The following is a 21127-nucleotide window of genomic DNA, read 5'->3' as shown; positions in this document are numbered from 1 at the left end:
AGCCACGACAAGGCTATAGCATTGCGCATGTCTGTACCCGCTGACCTCCTCCCGCCACCCGGCGTCAAGGCGCTGATCTTCGACTGCGACGGTACCTTAGCCGATACCTTCGCCGCGCACTACCGGGCTTTAAGCGTGGCCCTTGAGGTTTACAACATAAATCTTGAGCCGCAGTTTTATGCCGACCGGCTGGGTTTGTCGCGCTCGGTGCTGCTGGAGGAATACGCCCGGCAATCCCCCCTGCCCTTCGACGCCGACGATATCGCCGCCCGCAATGCACCGCTGTTCATGGACCATATCGACCGTGTGGCCGCTATTCCCGTCACCGAAGCGCTGGTGCGTGAATATCACGGCCAGCTGAAGCTCGGCGTGGCGTCAGGCGGGCAGAAGCTGATTGTGAAGGCTACGCTGAAAGCCATTGGCCTGATTGACTATTTCGAGACCGTGACGACGTTCGAGGATACCGGCGTCGGCAAGCCTGCGCCGGACCTTTACCTCACCGCCTGCGACCGGCTCGGTGTCGCGCCCTCGGAGGCCCATGCCTATGAGGACAGCGACGAAGGCATGGAGGCCGCCCGCGCCGCCGGCATGACGGTCAGCGATATTCGGCCGTTCTACACCACCGATCCGGCGCTTTGGTAATCAGAGCGCGTTCCAAAACGTGTGAAGCGGTTTTGGGAGACAAGACGCGCAGCAACTAAGCCCGTTTGCGGACCGGCACGGCGCTGGCCTCTTCCTCGTGGTCCTGCGCTTCGCCGACGATTTGCCGCACGGTAAGCCCGGCGGGTTTGGCGCGATCCTGAGTCAGGAAGCGCCAGATCTCACGGAACCAGACGCGCTTGCCCATCCGGTAATACCAGCGGATGGCGTGGTGAATCTTGCGGTCCGGATGATAAAGCAAGCGTAACAGGGCCTTGGGCCGCGCCTGCGCCACGATCTCCATGAACTTGACCCACAGCAGCACCCGCCACGGCGGCATGTGCCGCATATTGAGCACCTGATGCTTATAATCCCACAGGGTCAGGTCGGTTTGCACGACCTCGCGGTCCTCGGCCAGCCGGTAATAGGGCGTCCAGCGGTGCGGCGTGACATAGAGCAACTGAATCTGGTCCGGGTCGTAGGAGATAATCTGCTTCAACCCGTGCCAGAAATCCCTGTCGGTCTGTTCGTCGAATCCTGCCACCCAGGTCATCATCGATAATATGCCGTGCTGACGCATCAGCTGGATCGCTTCGCGGTCGACGCTTTCGGTCGCGCCTTTCTTGATCAATTTCAACGTCGCCGCATCGGTGGTCTCCATCCCCATCAGGAAGCGCTCGAAACCGGCTTTTTTGTAGAGGTGCAGCACGTCCTTGTCGCGAACGATATCCCCGGCGCGGGTCGAGCCGCACAGGGTGACGTCTATATTTTCGGCAATCACGGCTTCCAGAAAGGCGATCCACGGCTTGCGCCCGGCGCTGGGGTTCTCATCGGCGAAGTTGAACACCTCGACACCCTCTTCGCGGTGCAGACGCGCGATTTCGGCGGCCAGTTTCTGCGGATCGCGGTGACGCCAGCGTGTCCAGAACCCGCGCTGGCCGCAATAGTTGCACAGGTGCGGGCAGCCGCGCGAAAACTGGATGACCACCGCGCGCTTGCCGCCCCAGTAGCCGTAGTTCTTGTGCTCGATCAGTTCCCAACCGATGCGCTGGGCGTCGAGATCGGCAATGACCGGTGCGGCGGGGTTGCCGACAATCTGGCCGTTACGCCGGTAACTGAGGCCGAGGATGCCCTCGACCGGCCGCTGTTCGCTGAGGGCGGTGATCAGTTCAAGACATATGGCCTCGCCTTCGCCGCGCACGATATAGTCGACATGCGGCTCGTTATACAGGATTTCGCGCCAGAAATAGCTGGGGTGAACGCCGCCATAGATGATGGTGACCGACGGCATCCTGCGCTTTACCTCGGCGGCCATGCGCGCGATGATCGGATGGCCGGACGACGATCCCGAATGCCCGAACAGCACGGCATCAGGCGCGAAACCGACCGCCTGCCTCAGCACCTCGCCGTCCGGCAAGGGGCCACGCTCGGCGTCGATCAGCTTGACCTCATGCCCGGCGTCAATCAGCGGCCCGCCGACCCACAGCAGACCAAGCGGCGGCATCTGTTCCTTCGGAATCCGGCTGCCGATCGCCGGATGCGCGATATTGATAAGCAGGATGCGCACGCGCTCCCCCCCCCCCCCATTTCAGTACGGTGACTGTCCCTGCGGAGAGAGGACTGCCACCGCATGACTTTTGTAGGGCGGATTTGCGGTTTTTAAGCGCATGCCAAAAAGTGCCCAGCGGTTTTTGGAACCCATGCGCGACAAAACTTAAGGGTAGAGCTTGGAGGTCGTCCAGCCGTCGCCCACGCGTTCGAACTTCAGGCGGTCGTGCAAACGGAACGGCTTGTCGCGCCAGAACTCGATCTGTTGCGGCACGATGCGGAACCCCGTCCAGTGCGGCGGCCGCGGCACAGCCCCCAGACCGAATTTCAAACCGTATTCTGCCACCCGCTTTTCCAGCGCGAAGCGGCTTTCCAGCGGTTGCGATTGCGTCGAGGCCCATGCCCCGATCTGCGAATTGCGCGCCCGAGAGGCGAAATATTCGTCGGCTTCGGCATCCGTGACGATCTCGACCGTACCGCGAACGCGCACCTGACGGCGCAGGGATTTCCAGTGAAACAGCAGCGCCGCCTTGCGCGCCGACAAAAGCTGTTGCCCCTTGGCGCTTTGGGTATTGGTATAGAAAACAAAGCCTTGCGCATCGAAGTCCTTGAGCAGGACCATGCGCGCGTCGGGCATACCATCGGCGTCCACGGTGGCCACTGTCATGGCATTGGCGTCGTTCGGCTCCTTGGCACGCGCGTCGATCAACCATTGACCGAACAAGGTGAACGGCTCGGCCCCGTCGATGTCGGCCTCATGCGCGGTGTGGGCGTCAGCGTAGTCGGGACTGGGGGGTATCAGGTCGGAACGGGACATAGGCACATCCTTTACATATCCCGCGCCGTTTAGCAGAAACCGCCAGTCAACCCAACCTCAACCGCAGAATTAACGCCCTGTTGACCATGTTGCCGCCATAGTCAGGTCTTCCCTTCCCTCAGCGGCTCTTTCAGAATGAACAGATCCTCGGCCCTGGCCCTGCTCGACCTTGGCGACGACGCCAGCCTCGACCACATTCAGAGCGCGTTCCGCAAACGCGCCAAGCAGGCCCACCCGGACCTCAATGGCGGCACGGACGCCCATCTGCGCCGCCTGATTCTGGCGCGCGATCTGTTGCTGCGTCAGTTGAAGACTGGCGTAAATCCAACTGAAACCATTGATGAACTGGCCGATCCCGCCGAGATCCTACGCCTCACGCCCGAACAGGCGGTCAATGGCGGGGTCATCGTTCAGGACGTGCCGATGCCGCTGGAACTGATCCGCGACAACGGCCCGAATCGCAGCCTGATGCACACGCGATCCCTGCGCATCGCCCTGCCCAAAGGCCTGCGTCACGGCGACCGTTTGCGCCTCAAAGCGTCCCGCGCCGGGACCGCCGAACATCTGTTCCGCATCGAGATCACGCGTGATGAACGGATGCACGTCGCCGGCAACGACCTGTGGATGACCGCCGAGGTCGATGCCCGCCGCGTTTCTGGTGGCGGCCCGGTCAGCATCGATACCCCGCATGGGCCGCAGGACCTGTTTCTGGGCCGCACGACCGACGGCGCGTGCCTGTGCCTGAAAGGTCTGGGCCTGCCTGCTACGGCAACGCACGCGGCGGGCGATCTCTATGTCCGGCTGGCGGCGACCGCCCTGCCCGCCCGTCCGGCGTCCGACCTGCTGTCGGAATTCCACAAGCGCTGGGCGTAAGGTTGCGCTGAATATTGCGCCGGGCCACGAAGTGTCCTAAGGCACTGTGACAAATTTCGCAGGGCGCAAAACCTATGTCGCACAACAGCTTCGGTCACCTTTTCCGCGTCACCACCTGGGGCGAAAGCCACGGGCCGGCGCTCGGCTGCGTGATCGACGGCTGCCCCCCGGGGATCGCGCTCACCGAAGCCGACCTGCAATGGGCGCTCGACCGTCGCAAGCCGGGCGGATCGCGCTTCGTCACCCAGCGCCGTGAAGCCGATGAAGCGAAAATCCTGTCCGGCGTGTTCGAAGGCGTCACCACCGGCACGCCGATCTCGATCATGATCGAAAACACCGATCAGCGCTCGAAAGACTATGGCGAAATCGCCCATCAGTTCCGCCCCGGCCACGCCGACTACACCTATTTCGCCAAGTACGGCGTACGTGACTACCGCGGCGGCGGTCGGTCTTCGGCGCGCGAAACCGCCGCCCGTGTAGCCGCAGGCGCCGTGGCGCTCAAGGTGCTGCAAACCCTGATCGGGCCTCAGATCAAGGTGCGCGGCGCCATGGTGCAGCTGGGCGTTCACACCATCGACCGGACGCAGTGGGACTGGGCGCAGGTCGATCAGAACCCGTTCTTCTCACCCGACGCGACGCACCTGACTCTGTTCGAAGAATATCTCGACTCGATCCGCAAAGCCGGTTCCTCCATCGGCGCGGTCGTCGAGGTACAGGCCAAGGGCGTCCCCGCCGGTTGGGGCGCACCGATCTACGGCAAGCTCGACTCCGACCTCGCCGCCAATCTGATGTCGATCAACGCCGTTAAGGGTGTCGAAATCGGTGAAGGCTTCCACTCGGCGACGTTGTCGGGCGAAGACAACGCCGATGAAATGCGCATGGGGCCGGACGGCGTCGAGTTCCTGTCGAACCACGCGGGCGGTATTTTAGGCGGCATCTCGACGGGTCAGACCATCGTCGCGCGCATCGCGCTGAAGCCCACCTCCTCGATCCTGACCGAGCGTCAGTCGGTCGATGTCAGGGGGCAGGACGTCGATATCCGCACCAAGGGCCGCCATGACCCCTGCGTCGGCCTGCGCGCCGTACCGGTGGCCGAGGCCATGCTGGCCTGCACCCTGCTCGACGCCTTCCTGCGTCATCGCGGTCAGACCGGCGGGATTGCCTTTACACCAGGCGCCCTTCAGGGCTAGTCTCACCTCATAATTCGAGGGGAAATGCCATGATGATCAAAACCGTCCTGTTAGCGGGGATCGCGCTTGCCTGCGCCACAACCGCATCCGCGCAAACCGATAAGCCGGCACCGCAAAAGGTCGATATCGAAAAGCTCTGTGCCGAAACCGCCTGCCGCCCCGCGGGCCGCGTCGACGTCGTCGTGCGCATCAGCCCGACGGAGTTCCGTACCGCGCCGGTCGGCCGAAGCCCCTATGTCCTCGCCGACGGCGCGATCATGCTCTATCCGGGCGAAACCCTGGCCATTCAATACACCATCGTCGATGGGCAGCCGACGGCACCGAAACTGATCCAGCGCTACGCCCCGGCCATGCCCGCGCAGATTATGAAGGACGGCAAGGCGGTCGCCAATCCGGACAATGCCACCTTGCCCAAGGTCGAGCGCGACGGCGTGGTGGCGAAACTGCCGCCCAACACCCTGCTGGTGTCCTACGGTCAGATGGACGACAAACCGGACACGTGGCTGAAGATCGAATCGACCCTGCCCGAAAACCTGAAATACAACGCCCTCATGATGCTGTTCAAACCGGCGGGCGAAACGGGATATCAGTTCCGTCCGACCTCGTCCTGCCCGGTATTGTCGGGTAAGATCGCCATCGAACACTGGCCGCACCCGATCGGGCCGATCCTTCTGGCCAAGCCGCGATTTGTGGCCAAGGACGATCTGGCCTGCAAATAGCTAAGAGACTGTTTGGGAAGTCAGCGGTTGAGCGCTCGCGAGGGATTTTTTTCGCAAAACGTAGTTTGGCCGCAAGGCGGAAACGAAGCCTCGATGTGATCATCGGGGCAAGTTTCCAACATAGCGGGCGGAAATAAAGACCCGTGAGAGCGACCCGAAGACTTCCCAAACAGTCTCTAAAGGCCCGCCGCTCCTGAGAACGGCGGGCGTTTCACTTACATTCCGAAGCGATAGGTGACGGTGAAGCGCAACGAATGCGCCTTCAGCTTGTCTTCGCTGCGCTTCATGTCCGTGCCCTGCGCATTGGCGATCAGGAACGGATTGGTCGCCGGAGCCGTGCCCGGACCGACGCGCACAGTATAGTCGTCGTCATCGAGGCTGGTGTAGAGATATTCCGCGCCCAGCGTCCAGTTTTCCATAACCTTCTTTTCGGTACCGAAGCCGATCTGATAGCCCTTGGCATTGTCGCCACCACGCGGCGTGAAGCTGTTGGCGGTATTGGTCGTGGTGAAACTGCGGTCGAGATCGGCCCAGGCGAAACCCGCCGTCCCGTAGAGCAGGTAGTCGTTCATGGCGTAACCGGCGCGGCCACGCAGCGCCGTTACCGTACCCGTTTTACGCGTAAAGGTGTAGGCGGCGGGCGTCGTTGAAAAGCCCGTCACATTGTCGGTCAGGTCCAGCTTGGCGATTTCGCCCACCACGCCGTAGACGAAGTTGCCCGACTGCCAGTCATAGCCGAGGCGCAGGCCGACATCGGCCCCGCCGTCATCGTCGCGACACGCCGAGGCCGCGCTGTTGCCATTGGGCGCGCCGTCGCAGAAGCCGGGCGAAAAGGCATTGGCCCCCGCCGAGGTATTCACCGTATCATTGTAGTTGCCGTCCAGATTGGTGTCGAAATTCAGACGCTCGCTATTTTTGTCCGACAGGCGGCTATAGCCCGCGTGGCCGCCGACATAGGGACCGGTCCAGTCCTGCGCCACGGCAGGCACGGCGAAAATCGTGGCGGTCGCCGCCAGCAGCCCGCAGCGGAAAGCGTTCAGTGTCATTGTAAGGCTCCATTCATGAGGTGGTCGTTCTCAGGTCTCTGATCAAAAACGCTTGTGGAGCGGGAACGGTTCACTTCGCCGTATGGATTTTCTCTAAATAACTCAAGAAACTATGTGGTGTTTCTCATCCGCCACGCATCACTTGTTTACAATATCGTTTGCAAGGGCAACCTCGTTGCAAAATAAGCAACGCAAGGTTTTTGATCGAACGGCTTCTGGCAACGCCGATCGTCGCTATATTCACCTCAACATTCACGCACACCCTGAGGAGATCGCCATGATCGACCATCGCCCCTTCGAAAAGCTGTACAATGCCAAACACGGCTGGCTGAACGCCCGTCACCATTTCTCCTTCGCCGACTATTACGACCCGAAGAAGATGGGCTGGGGTTCGATCCGCGTATGGAACGACGACGAAATCGACTCGAAGTCGGGCTTCCCGCCGCATCCGCATGCCGACATGGAGATCATCACCTATGTCCGCGAAGGCGCCATCACCCACGAGGACAATCTGGGCAACAAAGGCCGCACCGAAGCCGGCGACGTTCAGGTCATGTCGGCGGGCACGGGCATCCGTCATGCCGAATATAATGTCGAGGACGTCCTGACCAAGATCTTTCAGATCTGGGTCATTCCCGACAAACGCGGCCACGCACCGCACTGGGGCGCCAAGCCCTTCCCTAAGACCGACCGTTCGGGCAGGTTCGTGGCTCTGGCGTCCGGTTTCGAGGCCGACACCGAGGCATTGAAGATCAACAGCCCGGCCCGTCTTCTGGGGGCGACGCTGCTGAGCGGACAGACCGAGACCTACGCGCCCGAAAAAGGCCGTCATGTTTACGTAGTTTTAGCCGCCGGACGTGTTAAGCTTAACGGTGTGGACCTTAAGGCGCGCGACGGGGCGGCGATCATCGACGAGGATATCCTGACCTTCGAAGCGACCGAAGACGCGGAAATCCTCCTGCTCGACGCCCAATAGCGCCGGATACTTTTTTGTCGCGATATTTAGCCGAAAACCGCTTACACTTTTCGGCATATCGCTTTTGTTGAGACCTAAGATGCGATTGAAGCCCCTGATCACCCTGACGGCCCTGCTGGGTCTGCCTCTTATGTTGCAAGGCTGTCTGGCCGCTGCCGTTACTGGCGCTGCGGTCGGGACCGCCGTCGGGGTGACGGGGGCCGTTATCGGCACGACCGGCAAGGTCGTCGGCGCGGCCATCCCCGATGGCGACGACGAAAAGAAAGACAAAAAAGACAAGAAAAAGAAGTCCAAAGACGAGGACGACAACTGATGCGTCGCCGGATCGGTCTGACCGTGGCGGGTCTGGCGGTTGCCGGGCTTGGGTTGGGGTTGGGATTGAGTGCCTGCTCGCCCAAGGTTGAAAAGCCGCCCGAACCGGAAAGCCAGCGCGTCGATACGCTGGGCGGCATAGATATCAATGCGCCCCTGTCGGTGATCGGCACCGAACCCTTCTGGGGCCTGACCCTCAAGGAAGACGACATGATTCTGGTGCGACCCGGCCAGGAGGATGTCGTCTTTCCGCGCCATATGTTCGAGGTCAACAAGGACAAGGACGGGGCCCAGCGCGCCGAACTTATCAGCAACGAGATCAGCCTGACCCTGATCGCGCAAAAATGCTCCGACGGGATGAGCGGCCGCACCTACCCTCTGACGGCCGAAGCCAATATCGGCGACGAAATCCTCAAGGGCTGCGCGCTGCCGACCGCGTCCATGGAAAAACCCAAGCCATAAAAAAGGCCTCCATACGGAGGCCTTTTCAAAGATCATCAGGGCAGAACCTTGACCGGGACCGGCACGTCGCACCCGGTAATTTCAGCGCGGCCTTCCTTCTTCTTGGCCTCGATCAGGGCCTTGAATTCGCTGGACCCCGTGTCCATGACCTCGATCTTGGGTCGCTCGGCAACGGGGATGTCGGCCAGAACCTGCACCTTGGTCATGGTGTCCGGATCGACCGGCGGTTCGCCCAATTTGAGTTTGCGCACCACATCGAGCCCGACCAGAGTCATGCCGAAGGCGGTATATTTCTTTTCCAGCACGTTATTATAGTTGCGCATCAGGAAGAACTGGCTGTTGGCCGAATTGACATCGCCCGCGCGCGCCATACCCAGAGCGCCAGAGCAATACATGCCCCAGGCACTGACCCGACTATCCTTGGTAATCGCCATCAGGCCGTTGGTCTGGGTCTGCACCGGCATGGCCTTGACATAGCCGGTAACCACGCCGCGCGTATCGTCGATGACGCTGATCGGAAAGGCACCATCGCGGCGGATCGTAAATTCCGACGGCACATTGGGCAGATCGGAATTGCCTTCGCCGGTCCCTTTGGGGTCGCCGGTCTGGGCCATGAAGCCTTCGATGACGCGGTGGAATTTCAGCCCGTTATAGAAGCCCTTGCGCGTCAACGTCTTCATGCGCTCGACGTGCTGAGGGGCCAGTTCCGGGTACATTTCAACGATGACACGGCCCTTGCTGGTATCGATCACCAGCGTGTTTTCGGCATCGACGTCGCGATAGCCGGGCGAGGCGGCGAACGCTGTGCCCGCGATAAGCGTTGCGGCGCAAGCCAGACCGACGGCACCCATAGCCCCCATTTTAGACGTCATATTCACTTTCCAACCTTAGACAAGAGCCGCTCGGCGACGCTTTGAGAGACGAACGGCGCGATATTGCCGCCCAATTGGGCTATTTCTTTGACCAGACGCGACGCAATCGCCTGATGCCGGGGATCGGCCATCAGAAACACCGTTTCGATCTCACGGTTCAACTGCTGGTTCATCGCCGTCATCTGAAACTCGTATTCGAAGTCCGCGACCGCGCGCAACCCCCGAATGATGACCGAGGCCTTAACCTCTTCGGCAAAGTGCATCAAAAGGCTGTCGAAAGGCAAGACCTCGACGCGATCGGCAAACGGGGCGCAGCTTTCGCGCAACATCTCGACGCGTTCGTCCAGCGTGAAGACCGGCGCCTTGCCGGTATTGCGCGCCACCCCGATCACCAGATGATCGACCAGCTTGACCGCCCGACCGATGATGTCGGAATGGCCGTTGGTAACCGGATCGAAGGTCCCCGGATAAAGCCCGATACGCATGGTGTGCCCTCTTATTATGTGGGTCTTCTATCCGGCATCCGGCGTGGTTTCAACCGTCGTATCGTCCGGAGCTTCGTCGGCGTCGTCACCGCTTTCAGCCAGACGCTCGACCGAGACGACCTTGTCGCCCGAGGTGCGGAAGATGGTGACACCCTGCGTATTGCGGCTGGCGATGCGGACCTGCCCGACCGGCGTGCGGATCAGTTGCCCGCCGTCGGTGACCAGCAGCAGTTGATCGCTGTCCTCGACCGGGAAGGAGGCGACCAGCTTGCCGCCGCGTTTCGACAGGTCGATGGCGACGATCCCCTGTCCGCCCCGGCCCGTGCGGCGGTAATCATAGGAGGAGGTCCGCTTGCCAAAGCCCGTATCGGCAATCGTGAGGATGAATTCTTCGGCGGCCCCAAGCTCGGCGATGCGTTCGACCGACAGGGCGGCTTCACCCTCGACCTCTTCGGTTTCCTCTTCGACCACCGGGGTGTCGACGGCCTCTTCGCCTTCACCCGATACGGCGGCGCGCAAGGCGGCGGCGTGCTTCAAATAAGCGGCGCGTTCCGCCGGATCGGCATTCACGCGGCGCAGGATGGCCATGGAGATGACGCTGTCGTCGCCATTGAGGCGCACCCCGCGCACACCGGTCGAGTCGCGGCCCTTGAAGACGCGGACTTCATCGACGGCAAAGCGGATCGAACGCCCGGCGGCGGTCGACAGCAGCACGTCCTGATCCTCGGTACAGACCGCCACGCCGACGATGGCGTCGCCGTCTTCCAGCTTCATGGCGATCTTGCCGGCGCGGTTGACGTTGACGAAATCGCTCAGCTTGTTGCGGCGGACGTCGCCCGAACGGGTGGCGAAGATAATGTCCAGCTTGTCCCAGCCGGCTTCGTCCTCGGGCAGGGTCAGGATATTGGTGACAGTCTCGGCCTTTTCGAGCGGCAGCAGGTTGACGAAAGCCTTGCCCTTGGACTGCGGATTGCCGAGCGGCAGGCGCCAGACCTTCAGCTTATAGGCCTTGCCCACCGACGAGAAGAAGAGCATCGGCTGGTGCGTCGAGGCGGCGTAGATGCCGGTGATGGCGTCCTCGTCCTTCATCGCCATGCCCGAACGGCCCTTGCCGCCGCGGTGCTGGGTGCGATAGGCCGACAGGGCCGTGCGCTTGACGTAGCCGGAATGGGTAACGGTGACGACCATGTCCTCGCGCGGGATGAGGTCTTCGTCCTCGATATCGCCTTCGCCATCGACGATGGTCGTGCGACGCGGCACGGCGAAATTGTCGCGCACCTCGATTAGCTCTTCACGGACGATACCGACAATACGGTCGCGCGACGACAGGATTTCGAGGAACCCGGCGATGGCGGCCGCCAGGGTGCGGGCTTCACCGAAGATTTCGTCCTGCCCCAGACCGGTCAGACGCGACAGGGTGAGGGCCAGAATGGCGCGGGCCTGTTCGTCGGTCAGGCGCACTTCGCCGCCGTCAAGCACGATCGAGCGCGGGTCGGCGATCAGGTCGATCAGCGGCTTCATGTCCCCGGCGGGCCAGTTGCGCGCCGTCAGGCGTTCGCGGGCTTCCGACGGATCGGCGGACGAGCGGATAATGTGGATCACTTCGTCGATATTGGCGACCGCGATGGCCAGACCGACCAAGACGTGACCGCGGTCGCGCGCCTTGTTCAGCTCGAACTTGGTGCGGCGAACGACGACTTCCTCACGGAATTCGAGGAACAGTTCCAGCAGCTTGCGCAAACCCATCTGTTGCGGGCGGCCATGGTTGAGCGCCAGCATATTGACGCCGAAGCTGGTTTGCAGAGCCGAGTAACGATAAAGCTGGTTGAGGATGACATCGCCCGAGGCATCGCGCTTCAGCTCGACAACGATGCGCATGCCCTGACGGTCGGATTCGTCGCGGATGTCGGAAATGCCTTCTATACGCTTGTCGCGCACCATTTCGGCGATGTGCTCGATCAGGGTCGCCTTGTTCACCTGATACGGGATCTCGGTGACGATGATGGCTTCGCGGTCCTTGCGGATCGTCTCGACGCTCGCCTTGCCGCGCATGACGACCGAGCCGCGGCCCGTCATCAGGGCCTGACGCGCGCCGGATCGGCCAAGGATTTCGGCCCCCGTCGGGAAGTCCGGTCCCGGCACGATGTCGAGCAGTTCTTCGAGCGAAATCTGAGGATTATCGAGAAGAGCTAAACAGGCGTCGATCACTTCGCCCAGATTGTGCGGCGGGATATTGGTCGCCATGCCGACCGCGATGCCGCCCGCGCCGTTAACCAGGAGGTTGGGGATACGCGTCGGCAGAACGGTCGGCTCTTCTTCCTTGCCGTCGTAGTTCGGCTGGAAATCGACCGTGTCCTTGTCGATATCGGCCAGGATCGGCATGGCGGCCTTCGACAGGCGGCATTCGGTATAGCGCATGGCCGCCGGCGCATCGCCGTCGACCGAGCCGAAATTGCCCTGACCGTCCACCAGCATCAGGCCCATCGAGAAGGGCTGCGCCATACGGACCAGCGAATTATAGATGGCCAGATCGCCGTGCGGGTGTAACCGGCCCATGACGTCGCCGACCGGACGGGCGCACTTCACATAGGCTTTTTCCGGCGTATAGCCCGAGACCTGCATCATGTAGAGGATGCGACGATGGACGGGTTTGAGACCGTCACGGGCGTCCGGCAGGGCGCGCGAGACGATGACGCTCATGGCGTAGTCGAGATAGGACCGCTTGAGTTCGTCCTCGATGGTAATGTGGGCAATACCTTGAGGCGTCAGGCCGGAAGCGGGCGTATCGGTCATGAATTCGGTTCTTTGATCGTAGCAAATACGGGGATTTGACGGGAATCAGTTCGATGCCCGCAAATGATCCGTCACCTTAGCATTTTTATGTTTAATTCCCAAATGCAGCCCGTCGTTTAAGGGCTTAAATGCCCGCCTGTTAACAACTATTTTGTGTCGACAAACGCCCTGAACGCTTCAGCATAGTCGGGGTGCCAGCGCGACAGCGGCGGACGATTTTCGATAAGGTCGCCCATGGCCCACTGCATGCGCTTTTCATCCAATTCACGCGACACATCGTTGTCCGGGCACAGAATGTAGAAGTCGCCCTTTGCGATTTCTTCCAACATGAAATCAATGAGTTGCTGGGACGTCCAGGCACCGTCCGGTTTAGCAGAAGGATTGCCCCCGGCCCCCTCGCCCGTCATGCCGGTAAAGACGAAACCGGGGATCAGCAGATGCGCCCTGATCTGACAATCGGGCGTGTTGCGCAACTGATGCTCCAGCGACTCCGTAAAGGCCTTCACGGCGGCTTTGGATACATTGTAGGCCGGGTTGCCCGGCGGCAGGGTGATGCCCTGTTTCGAGCCGGTATTGATGATCAGGCCAGGCGAGCCCTGGGCAATCATGCCCGGCGCGAAGACCTGCGTCCCGTGGATAACGCCCCAAAGATTGGCGTCGAGAACATTCTGCCAGTTATCGAGCGGACCGAAGATATCGCTTTTGCCACCGATCGCGGCATTGTTCATCAGCAGATCGACGCGCCCGAATTCGACGCGGACCGCCTGCTCAAGCCGTTCGACCGCCGCGCGGTCGCGCACATCGGTTTCCACCGCCAGGAGGTCGGCCTCGGGCGTCTGCGTCCAGATCGCGGCCTTGGCGGCCTCAAGCCGCGCCGCACCGATATCGGCAAGGACCACTTTCAGGCCCAGCGCCGCGAACCGTTGCGCGGCGGCCAGACCGATGCCCGACGCCGCCCCGGTGATGACCGCGACAGTGCCGGGAACGATAGCGGGATGGGTCATGAGCGCCTCCTGAAATGCAAAAGGCCTGCGTTACCGCAGGCCCTGAAACCTTTATCCGCAATCCCTAGAACGGGATTTCGTCGTCGAGGTCGAAGTTCTGCTTCGGGCCGGAACCCTGCGCCTTCGGACCCGACGAAGCCGGTGCGCCATAGCCATTGTCGTCGCCATAGCCGCCCTGGTCATAGCCACCCGACTGACCGCCGCCATAGGACTGGCCACCGCCGCTATCATTACGGCCGCCCAGAAGCGTCAGATTGCCGTTGAAGCGCTGGAGCACGATTTCGGTCGTATATTTTTCGACGCCCTGCTGATCGGTCCACTTGCGCGTTTGCAGCGAGCCTTCGAGATAGACGGTCGAGCCCTTGCGCAGGTACTGCTCGGCGATCTTGGCCAGGTTGTCGTTGAAGATGACCACGCGGTGCCATTCGGTCTTTTCTTTGCGCTCGCCCGACATCTTGTCGCGCCATTGCTCGGACGTGGCCACCGTCAGGTTGGCGACGCGTTCACCCGAATTGAGCGTGCGGATTTCCGGATCCTTGCCCAGATTGCCGATGATGATGACCTTGTTGACTGAACCCGCCATGTGCTTCCTGTTCTGCCCGCCAGCTGCGGACACACCTATCTGAATCAGATGAGCATAGGTCGCAAAACCAAATCTGCCAAGATATGTTAACGCTTTGTTCACATCTTTCGGCGTGAACACCGCGACGCGTTTTACTTCTTTTGCGGCAGGTTATCCGGCAGGGTCTGCACATCCGAGAAGTCCGGCTTTTCCTGCTCGAACGCGCCGGGCACCAGCAAACGACCGTCGGGCGCCTTGGCCAGCAACTGGAAGCGCGGTCCCTCATAGGTCTGGCCGATCTTCACGCCGCGCGCATCGACGAACAGGAAGGTGCCCTGAAAAGAGCCCACCAGTTCCTTGCGCGGCGAGCCCAGCCTCATGAAATCGATACGTACCCGGTCAAGATGCGCCGCGCAGTATTCGATCGACGGCAGGTCGCGCTTGACGACGTTGAACTTCGGTTTCTGGTCCTTCGGGAAGGCGATCTGATAGCAGACGCCCTGATCTTTGGGCGCCACCAGACGGTTGGAATCGCAGGCGGTCAGCGACAGGGCCATCAGCCCCGTCGCCATGATGATCTTCGCGTTCATGAAGCGCTCCCTATTTTACCGAGCCGTTTATTTTACAGAACAACCCTGGCCCTGTTCGATCAGGGTGCGGAAGCTCTTGTTATCATCCGAGATTTCGACCCTTTTGGGGACCAGGCGCAGGGTCTGCGTCCCCCAGCGCGCATATTGCGCCTGACCGGGCGACACGCAACGCCCGTCATAGAGCAGCGTCACGCAGGCATTGAGCGAAATGGCATCGGACAGGCGGTTCCATTCATTACCCGCATAGCGCAGGCAGGCCGCCACGGGGCCGGACGAGGCCTTGGGCTCGGGGACGACCTCACCGGGCTCGACCTTGACCGGGGTGGCAGCGGGATCGACCTTGACCGGCGGCGGCGGGGCCAGCGACGCGGTCGGTGCGGCGGTCATTTCGCCGCTTTCGTCAACGCCGACATCCAGCGCATTGGCCGCCACGCCGTTTTTCTTGGCGCATTCGGCGATGGTCAGCATGCCGACGAAGCTGCCGTCGACGAAGCAGCGCAGGGTTTTCTGATTGTCGAGGGCCGGCGCGTCGTCGATATCGAGCACCAGACCGGGCCCTTCAGTGTTCATGCGCGGGGTTTCTTTTTGCGACGACGAAATCGCCCAGGCCACCAGAACCGCCAGCAGCAGTGCCGCACCGCCGCCCGCCAGCCAGATCGTTTGCTTGCGACCCATAGCCATAAAATCTTCCCCTCGGAGGTGTAAGTCCAATCCCTCCTAAAGGCCTGTTTATGCGCCGCCTGTCAAGCGGGACAACGCCGCCGCATAGTTGGAAGACTGGGCATTCCAGTAGGCCGTCGACGAGGCCGTCGAGGTTTTCTTGCTCGCGGCGTCGTCCGACGTGTCCTCTTCGCCATAGCGCAGATAGCGGTAGGCGGCGCGCACATTTTTCAGCGCGTCGTCCAGAGTCTTGATCGCCGCAACGATGCTGTCTTCCGACGTCAGATTGATGTCCGCGTTGAAATTCAGCCCGATCAGCTTTTCGTCGGTCGAGCTCTTTTTCTTGCTGGCGGACGACGAAGACGAGGTGTCCGCCGTCGTGGTGATCAGGCCTTCGCTGAGGCCCAGCCCTTCGAGCGCATCCTTGCCCGCCGGTCCCTTGACGATTTCCATCGACGAGTTCTTGTTGGCCGGCTCGATGACCAGTTGCGATTCCGCCTTGCCGGTCACCTTGGCTACGGTAACCTTGAGCGTATAGCCCGCCGCGCGCTGGATCTTCTTGGCAAGGGTTTCCAGCGTGTCGCTGGCTTCGATGGTGATCTTCTTCTCGCTGCCGCGCGAGTCGCGCAGATAGAAGCTGTCCCCGGCCCGCGTCGAGGTCGCCGAAGTGATCAGGGTCGAGTCGGTATATTTGATCGTACCCTGCGGCAGACCCAGCCGATCCAGCACCGACGCCCCGCCTTTCGAGACGGCCATCGCGTTCGGATTGACCTCGCCGTCCTTACCCGTATAGCGCTGCGACCATTCGACCGCGCCCGAGGCCACGTCCATGCGCGCGATAAAGGCGTCGGCCTCGCCGATCTTGGTCGTGCCGGTGATTTCGCCCTCGGTCTGACCGCTGAAATAAACCTTGCCGCTGGAGAACTGCACCTTGACGTCGTCCTCGACATCGGTGCCACCGTAATAGACGACCTTGTCACCACTGGTGTCGGCGAAGTTGACATTGACGGTGGCGGCAAAAGCGTCCTGACCGCCGTGGAAGGCGGTGGCCCCCGTGCCGCCGCCCAGAATATTGGCGTTGCCGGAGGAACCGCCGACATAGACCTGGCCGTTATAGACATCGATGGCGCCGATCTGACCGCCCCCCAGCCCGCCGAGATTGCGTGTGCCGGTCAGGGTTGCCTTGCCAGCGACCGACAGGTCGTAGGCCTTAAGGACCATATTGCTGTCTTCGATGCCCGCCACGTACATGGTATTGCCGACGACCTTGACCGCGCTGGCCTGATCGGTGCCCGCCGTGCCGGACTGCGTCGTGAAGGTCGACTTGCCCGTGGCGTCGAAGCCCATCACATAGGAATCCCAACCCCCGGCCGAACCGCCGCCGCCCAGCATGACGCCGCGCGCCTTGCCCGCCACATAGACAGAACCGTCGGCGCCGAAGGTCACCCCCAGCGCCATGTCCTCTTCAGTCGAGCCGCGGCGCTTGGTCCACTGCTCGACGCCATCGGCATCGAACACGGTCACGAAGCTGTCGGCGACCGTGGCATTGGTGCCCGAGGTGCCGGTGTCTTCCTTGGTCTGGCTGACCGTATAGGTCTGGCCTTCGACCGTATAGCTGGTCGAGGTCGTGGTGACGGTCGGCAGGCTGCCGGTCACGGACCCTGCAATGGCCACCTTGCCGTCATCGGATACGGCCAGCGCATAGCCCGTCGCCGTGTCGGCGGCCCCCAGCGTCCGTGTATAGACCACCTTGCCCGCCGAATCGTACTTGATCAGGGCCACATCCTGCGTGCCCTTGATCGTCTGACCGTCGATCGTGCCGTTGACATCGGCCAGCACATAGACCGAGCCGTCAGGACCCGACACCGTCTGATGCACCTTGGTGATCGAGTCGGCCAGGTCTTCCTGCACGCTGCGCCCGGCAGTCCAGTAGGTATCGCCCGGCGTTGCGGTTGTCGTCGTCGGCGTGGCGTCGGCCTGAAACTTGACCAGTTCCATGGTCTGCTCAGGCGTGACTTCCTCGAATTTCTTGGTCGTCTTGTTGTACTCGGTCGTCTTGTCGGTATTGCCGACGCTCTGAACCATGAAGATCGAATCGGCCGTCGTGGGTGCCGAGAAGGTCAGGGCTTCGGTCGTATCGCCCTTGATCTTGAGCGAAAAGGTATCCGGATTGGTGCCGACCTTGGTCGTCTTGCCGCTGACCGTCACCGTCTTGTCGGTACCCGGCGTGCGCTGGACCTCGAACTTGGTCGAGGCACCCGCGTCTTTCAGCTTGCCGTTGATATAGTTGACGACATTGGACATCGAGCGCGTATCGCTGCCCATCTCGCTGAGGTCGATACTGACGTTTTTCGGTGTCGCCGAACCGGTCGTCTTGATCGAGATGTTGAACTTCACATCGCCCTGAAAGGCGTCGACCGCGTCGGTCGCCGTGCCCTGATGGATGTCCTTGGCGAAATAGTTGGTGTCGGTTTTGGCGACCCCTACCGTCGATTTCAGCTTGTCGGTAATCTTGCCCTGGATGAGGTCGAGATACTCGTACTGAGCATCCTTAACATAACCGCTGACCTCGGTCAGACCCTTGCTGAAATTGCGGCGCAGGGTGTTGAGCGTCGTCGTATTGGTGATCGAATCCGCATTCGATCCGGTCAGGATGCTTTGCGCCTTCGACGCTACGGCGCGCAGCGAACTGAGGCCCGTATAGAGAGTATAGAGCTTCTTATAGTCCGCCGCCGATCCCGCCACATCGATATTGGTCGCCGATTCGCGCACGAAGCTCTTGCCGGCAAGGATGTTCTTGACCAGTTCCTCGTCGTTCGTACCGCCGCGTTCCCACGGCGCGGTCGGCGCCTTGCTGGTTCCGGTGGGCGACGTGGCCTTGGTCGCAGCCGCCTGCGCCGCCGCCGAACCGCTGTTGGCGGAGGCGAGCTTCGAGTTGAAGTAACTCGTCAGCAGGCTGGAATCGAACGAGACGGTCATCGGGCCTTCGGCATACAGAATTCGGGATCAGTTTCGCCGAACAAAGCTTAAGAGTCGTTAACCCGCCATTGCAAAAGCGCAAAAAAGCCCGCCAGACGGCTCTGGCGGGCGGTAATCGATTGCACTTTTGTGAGGATTAGCCCTGGAAGAGCGACAGGATGGCCTGCGGTGCCTGGTTGGCAATCGACAGGGCCTGCGTCCCCAGCTGCTGCTGCACCTGAAGGGCCTGCAGGCGGGCGCTTTCCTTGGCCAGATCGGCGTCGACCAGGTTGCCGATCCCGACCTCGATCACATCCGACAGCTTGGAGACGAAGCCAAGGTGGCCTTCGATCTGTTTGGCCTGAGAACCGAGCGCCGCCAGATTGGCATTGACCAGCTCAATCGACGAGTCGAGCTTGGCCAGAGCCGAGGTGGCCAGGGTCAGGCTGAGGACATTGGCCGTCGAGGCCAGAGAGATGATCGAGCCGCCGAGCGAGAAGTTACGTGACGACAGGGTAATGACCGAAGACCCGTCGGCGTTGTCGATAAAGGCGATACCGTTGGTGATCGAGTTATTCAGCAGGTTCGTGCCGTCGAAGGTGGCGTTATCTACCGCATGCTTGACCTGTTTCAGCAGTTCCTTGAAGTCACCGTTAAGCGCGTTGCGCGACGCGGTCGAGATCGAGGGGTCCATGGCAGAGACGACCTTGTCGCGCATCTGCACCAGAAGGTCCGATACCGATTCCCCGGCCGCCAGCGTCACATCCGCCACCGAGGTTGCCCGGTTGAGCGAGGTCTTCACAGCGTTCAATGAGGAAAGGTCCGCCCGCTGCCCCTGTGCGATGGAATAGAGCGACGCATTGTCCTTGGCGCTCGACACATCAAGGCCGGTCGAGATCTTGGTCTGCGTATGCTCCAGTTTCCGGGTCGTCGCATTCAGGTTCTGCAACGCCGTCATGGCTGTCTTATTCGTGTTGACACTGACGGTAGGCATTGGGATTCTCCATGTACTTTTCGACTCACAAGTCTTAACGAACATGGTAAGCAAAAGGTTAACAAACGCAAACGACTTTATCCGCGCCCTTTGCAGGACACGGTTTGCGTGGCGTATGTTACCTCAGGGCACGGACGCCCACGGGCCTCAAATATCGGTCTTGAGCAGCGTACCGGCTTGATAAGCCTTGGATTCCCGCATGCTCATCAGTTCCTTCTGCGGAAACTGACGCACCACTTCGCCGGTGTAGCGATCGATGGCGCGGTAGATGAATTCACCACTGTCCGGGTCCTGCTCGATCGTCAGCTTGAGCATATAGGCGGGCTGCGATTCGGGTCTGGCCTTATTGGACAGGTCGGATTCGGTTCCGGTCTTGTTACCGGTGTCCGCGGGGGCGACTTCCTTGACAGGCCTGACCGCTTCGGGCGGTGCTACCTGAGCCAGATCGGTGGCCGGCGGAAAACTCACAACATTATTGATCATCTCCAAAAATACGCCCGCCACGGGGAGGTGGAACGGACGCCCCTCTGTTGCTAGCGCATCCCGAAAAGTGTGAAGCGGTTTTCGGAAAAGATGCGCGTCAATAGACAGAGCCTGCTGAGTTCAGCTTAAAGAAAAAGAGGGACGCGCGCCCGAACGCGCCCGCCCCTCTCAATCCATTAACGGAACAGACTCAGGACAGTCGAGGTCGACTGGTTGGCGATCGAGAGCGCCTGCACGCCGAGCTGTTGCTTCGTTTGCAACGCTTGCAGCTTGGCACTTTCCTTCGCCAGGTCGGCGTCGACGATGTTACCCACACCGGCTTCCAGCGAGTCCTGCAGCTTCCCGATGAAGGAAGCGTGATTCGACAGAGACTTCGACGACGTGCCCAGCTTCGCGAGCGAAGCCGAAACGTTGGCAATCGAAGTGTTCAGGGTGGAGATCGCCGCCGTAGCCTTGGTCACGGTGTCGATAACGGCCGCAGCCGACAGGGTGATGGCCGAGTTCGTGCCACCGACCGACAGCTTTTGAGCCGCAACGGTCAGACCGCCGCCCGAGGCGTTAGCCAGGGCCGCGATTTCCGTCTTCGAACCGTCCAGCAGGTTTACGCCGTTGAACGAAGCGTTCGAGATCGTCTTCTTGATTTGATCGCGAATAGCCTTGAAATCTTCGTTCAGCGCATTGCGGCTGGTGGTGTTCAGCGTGGTGTCGGAAGCGGCCAGGGCCTTTTCCTTCAGCTGCGCGAGCATGTCGGAAATGCCTTCGCCGGCCGAGACGGCCACGTCGACGACGGATTGGTTACGGGAGAGCGAGTCCTGAACCGCGTTCAGCGAGGTAATTTCCGAACGTTGCGATTGCGCGATGGCGTAAGCCGCACCGTTGTCCTTAGCGCTGGCGACCTTCAGGCCCGTGTTGATACGGTTCTGGGTCGTTTGCAGGTCAGAGTTGGTCTTGTTCAGGTTTTGCAGGGCAACCATAGCCCCGAAATTGGTATTCACGCTGTTGAGCGCCATGATTCTAGTCCTTCTTCTAGATGAACCGAAGACATTTTGTCGTTCGGCGGCATTTTGCCTGACCTCAAGGCTGCAAGGGACGGGCCACTGCGGCCATTTTTAAAATCGTCCATAAATATTTGAAATTATTGCGT

21 protein-coding genes are annotated in these 21127 nt (G+C 61.1%); 7 read left to right on the top strand and 14 right to left on the bottom strand.

Annotation, left to right across the window (positions count from 1 at the left end; genetic code table 11):
• Nucleotides 1–27: 27 nt before the first annotated feature.
• Nucleotides 28–642, top strand: coding sequence for an HAD family hydrolase (locus tag PQU92_RS13810; protein ID WP_272748832.1), 615 nt, complete (start codon nucleotides 28–30; stop codon nucleotides 640–642).
• Between the two features lie 55 nt (nucleotides 643–697).
• On the opposite strand, the gene bchE is transcribed toward PQU92_RS13810, so the two are convergent.
• Nucleotides 698–2206: a magnesium-protoporphyrin IX monomethyl ester anaerobic oxidative cyclase gene (bchE, locus tag PQU92_RS13805; protein ID WP_272748831.1), complete on the bottom strand. Its 1509-nt coding sequence runs from the start codon at nucleotides 2204–2206 to the stop codon at nucleotides 698–700.
• 147 nt (nucleotides 2207–2353) lie between these two features.
• On the bottom strand, nucleotides 2354–3004 hold the full coding sequence (gene pdxH, locus PQU92_RS13800; RefSeq protein WP_272748830.1) for a pyridoxamine 5'-phosphate oxidase: 651 nt from the start codon (nucleotides 3002–3004) through the stop codon (nucleotides 2354–2356).
• A 135-nt stretch (nucleotides 3005–3139) separates the two neighbouring features.
• Between pdxH and PQU92_RS13795 the strand changes: the two genes are divergently transcribed.
• The 3 genes from PQU92_RS13795 to PQU92_RS13785 all read left to right on the top strand — a co-directional run bounded on the left by PQU92_RS13795 (nucleotide 3140) and on the right by PQU92_RS13785 (nucleotide 5786).
• A complete protein-coding gene (locus PQU92_RS13795; protein WP_272748829.1) occupies nucleotides 3140–3877 on the top strand; it encodes a J domain-containing protein in 738 nt (245 codons plus the stop codon).
• A 74-nt stretch (nucleotides 3878–3951) separates the two neighbouring features.
• Nucleotides 3952–5067: a chorismate synthase gene (aroC, locus tag PQU92_RS13790; protein WP_272748828.1), complete on the top strand. Its 1116-nt coding sequence runs from the start codon at nucleotides 3952–3954 to the stop codon at nucleotides 5065–5067.
• Between the two features lie 29 nt (nucleotides 5068–5096).
• Nucleotides 5097–5786: a P-loop NTPase family protein gene (locus tag PQU92_RS13785; RefSeq protein ID WP_272748827.1), complete on the top strand. Its 690-nt coding sequence runs from the start codon at nucleotides 5097–5099 to the stop codon at nucleotides 5784–5786.
• Nucleotides 5787–6001: 215 nt separating this feature from the next.
• Here the strand turns inward: PQU92_RS13785 and PQU92_RS13780 are convergent, their stop codons facing one another.
• Nucleotides 6002–6832, bottom strand: coding sequence for an outer membrane protein (locus tag PQU92_RS13780; protein WP_272748826.1), 831 nt, complete (start codon nucleotides 6830–6832; stop codon nucleotides 6002–6004).
• A 277-nt stretch (nucleotides 6833–7109) separates the two neighbouring features.
• Between PQU92_RS13780 and PQU92_RS13775 the strand changes: the two genes are divergently transcribed.
• From PQU92_RS13775 to PQU92_RS13765, 3 genes are all read left to right on the top strand, one after another.
• Nucleotides 7110–7808: a pirin family protein gene (locus tag PQU92_RS13775; protein WP_272748825.1), complete on the top strand. Its 699-nt coding sequence runs from the start codon at nucleotides 7110–7112 to the stop codon at nucleotides 7806–7808.
• A 79-nt stretch (nucleotides 7809–7887) separates the two neighbouring features.
• Entirely contained in the window at nucleotides 7888–8121 is a 234-nt protein-coding gene (locus PQU92_RS13770; protein WP_272748824.1) for an NF038104 family lipoprotein, read from the top strand.
• Nucleotides 8121–8582 (top strand): COG3650 family protein, encoded by a 462-nt coding sequence (locus PQU92_RS13765; RefSeq protein ID WP_272748823.1) that lies wholly within the window; start codon nucleotides 8121–8123, stop codon nucleotides 8580–8582. The genes PQU92_RS13770 and PQU92_RS13765 overlap by 1 nt, the downstream gene beginning before the upstream one ends.
• A gap of 35 nt (nucleotides 8583–8617) precedes the next feature.
• Here the strand turns inward: PQU92_RS13765 and PQU92_RS13760 are convergent, their stop codons facing one another.
• The 11 genes from PQU92_RS13760 to PQU92_RS13710 form a co-directional block, all read right to left on the bottom strand.
• Nucleotides 8618–9454: a peptidylprolyl isomerase gene (locus PQU92_RS13760; RefSeq protein ID WP_272748822.1), complete on the bottom strand. Its 837-nt coding sequence runs from the start codon at nucleotides 9452–9454 to the stop codon at nucleotides 8618–8620.
• Between the two features lie 2 nt (nucleotides 9455–9456).
• Nucleotides 9457–9939, bottom strand: coding sequence for a pantetheine-phosphate adenylyltransferase (coaD, locus tag PQU92_RS13755; protein WP_272748821.1), 483 nt, complete (start codon nucleotides 9937–9939; stop codon nucleotides 9457–9459).
• Nucleotides 9940–9966: 27 nt separating this feature from the next.
• The gene (gene gyrA / locus PQU92_RS13750) at nucleotides 9967–12732 is read right to left on the bottom strand and encodes a DNA gyrase subunit A (protein ID WP_272748820.1); all 2766 of its coding nucleotides are present in this window, start codon (nucleotides 12730–12732) and stop codon (nucleotides 9967–9969) included.
• A gap of 146 nt (nucleotides 12733–12878) precedes the next feature.
• Nucleotides 12879–13736 (bottom strand): SDR family NAD(P)-dependent oxidoreductase, encoded by an 858-nt coding sequence (locus tag PQU92_RS13745; RefSeq protein WP_272748819.1) that lies wholly within the window; start codon nucleotides 13734–13736, stop codon nucleotides 12879–12881.
• A 64-nt stretch (nucleotides 13737–13800) separates the two neighbouring features.
• Nucleotides 13801–14319: a single-stranded DNA-binding protein gene (ssb, locus tag PQU92_RS13740; RefSeq protein WP_272748818.1), complete on the bottom strand. Its 519-nt coding sequence runs from the start codon at nucleotides 14317–14319 to the stop codon at nucleotides 13801–13803.
• A 131-nt stretch (nucleotides 14320–14450) separates the two neighbouring features.
• A complete protein-coding gene (locus tag PQU92_RS13735) occupies nucleotides 14451–14888 on the bottom strand; it encodes a hypothetical protein (RefSeq protein WP_272748817.1) in 438 nt (145 codons plus the stop codon).
• Nucleotides 14889–14915: 27 nt separating this feature from the next.
• Nucleotides 14916–15569, bottom strand: coding sequence for a hypothetical protein (locus PQU92_RS13730; protein WP_272748816.1), 654 nt, complete (start codon nucleotides 15567–15569; stop codon nucleotides 14916–14918).
• Nucleotides 15570–15617: 48 nt separating this feature from the next.
• Nucleotides 15618–18527, bottom strand: a complete 2910-nt coding sequence (locus PQU92_RS13725; protein WP_272748815.1) for a transcriptional regulator — start codon at nucleotides 18525–18527, stop codon at nucleotides 15618–15620.
• A 136-nt stretch (nucleotides 18528–18663) separates the two neighbouring features.
• Entirely contained in the window at nucleotides 18664–19500 is an 837-nt protein-coding gene (locus PQU92_RS13720; protein WP_272748814.1) for a flagellin, read from the bottom strand.
• Between the two features lie 147 nt (nucleotides 19501–19647).
• Nucleotides 19648–19983 carry a flagellar protein FlaG gene (locus PQU92_RS13715; RefSeq protein WP_272748813.1) on the bottom strand — a complete coding sequence of 112 codons (336 nt, stop codon included), beginning with the start codon at nucleotides 19981–19983 and terminating at the stop codon, nucleotides 19648–19650.
• Between the two features lie 176 nt (nucleotides 19984–20159).
• Nucleotides 20160–20993, bottom strand: coding sequence for a flagellin (locus tag PQU92_RS13710; RefSeq protein ID WP_272748812.1), 834 nt, complete (start codon nucleotides 20991–20993; stop codon nucleotides 20160–20162).
• Nucleotides 20994–21127 lie beyond the last annotated feature (134 nt).

Source organism: Asticcacaulis aquaticus, assembly GCF_028550415.1.
Classification (GTDB): Bacteria; Pseudomonadota; Alphaproteobacteria; order Caulobacterales; family Caulobacteraceae; genus Asticcacaulis; species Asticcacaulis aquaticus.
Note: the sequence above shows the minus strand (reverse complement) of the source record. Positions and strands in the feature narration are given on the sequence as shown.

Excerpts from the sequence above, each read along its gene's own strand:
- PQU92_RS13715 (WP_272748813.1), bottom strand. The coding sequence starts at position 19,983 with ATGATCAATAATGTTGTGAGTTTTCCGCCGGCCACCGATCTGGCTCAG.
- PQU92_RS13725 (WP_272748815.1), bottom strand. The coding sequence starts at position 18,527 with ATGACCGTCTCGTTCGATTCCAGCCTGCTGACGAGTTACTTCAACTCG.
- PQU92_RS13765 (WP_272748823.1), top strand. The coding sequence starts at position 8,121 with ATGCGTCGCCGGATCGGTCTGACCGTGGCGGGTCTGGCGGTTGCCGGG.
- PQU92_RS13795 (WP_272748829.1), top strand. The coding sequence starts at position 3,140 with ATGAACAGATCCTCGGCCCTGGCCCTGCTCGACCTTGGCGACGACGCC.
- gyrA (WP_272748820.1), bottom strand. The coding sequence starts at position 12,732 with ATGACCGATACGCCCGCTTCCGGCCTGACGCCTCAAGGTATTGCCCAC.
- PQU92_RS13720 (WP_272748814.1), bottom strand. The coding sequence starts at position 19,500 with ATGCCTACCGTCAGTGTCAACACGAATAAGACAGCCATGACGGCGTTG.
- PQU92_RS13745 (WP_272748819.1), bottom strand. The coding sequence starts at position 13,736 with ATGACCCATCCCGCTATCGTTCCCGGCACTGTCGCGGTCATCACCGGG.
- ssb (WP_272748818.1), bottom strand. The coding sequence starts at position 14,319 with ATGGCGGGTTCAGTCAACAAGGTCATCATCATCGGCAATCTGGGCAAG.
- PQU92_RS13710 (WP_272748812.1), bottom strand. The coding sequence starts at position 20,993 with ATGGCGCTCAACAGCGTGAATACCAATTTCGGGGCTATGGTTGCCCTG.
- pdxH (WP_272748830.1), bottom strand. The coding sequence starts at position 3,004 with ATGTCCCGTTCCGACCTGATACCCCCCAGTCCCGACTACGCTGACGCC.
- PQU92_RS13780 (WP_272748826.1), bottom strand. The coding sequence starts at position 6,832 with ATGACACTGAACGCTTTCCGCTGCGGGCTGCTGGCGGCGACCGCCACG.
- aroC (WP_272748828.1), top strand. The coding sequence starts at position 3,952 with ATGTCGCACAACAGCTTCGGTCACCTTTTCCGCGTCACCACCTGGGGC.
- PQU92_RS13735 (WP_272748817.1), bottom strand. The coding sequence starts at position 14,888 with ATGAACGCGAAGATCATCATGGCGACGGGGCTGATGGCCCTGTCGCTG.
- PQU92_RS13785 (WP_272748827.1), top strand. The coding sequence starts at position 5,097 with ATGATGATCAAAACCGTCCTGTTAGCGGGGATCGCGCTTGCCTGCGCC.
- coaD (WP_272748821.1), bottom strand. The coding sequence starts at position 9,939 with ATGCGTATCGGGCTTTATCCGGGGACCTTCGATCCGGTTACCAACGGC.
- PQU92_RS13775 (WP_272748825.1), top strand. The coding sequence starts at position 7,110 with ATGATCGACCATCGCCCCTTCGAAAAGCTGTACAATGCCAAACACGGC.
- PQU92_RS13810 (WP_272748832.1), top strand. The coding sequence starts at position 28 with ATGTCTGTACCCGCTGACCTCCTCCCGCCACCCGGCGTCAAGGCGCTG.
- PQU92_RS13760 (WP_272748822.1), bottom strand. The coding sequence starts at position 9,454 with ATGACGTCTAAAATGGGGGCTATGGGTGCCGTCGGTCTGGCTTGCGCC.
- PQU92_RS13770 (WP_272748824.1), top strand. The coding sequence starts at position 7,888 with ATGCGATTGAAGCCCCTGATCACCCTGACGGCCCTGCTGGGTCTGCCT.
- PQU92_RS13730 (WP_272748816.1), bottom strand. The coding sequence starts at position 15,569 with ATGGCTATGGGTCGCAAGCAAACGATCTGGCTGGCGGGCGGCGGTGCG.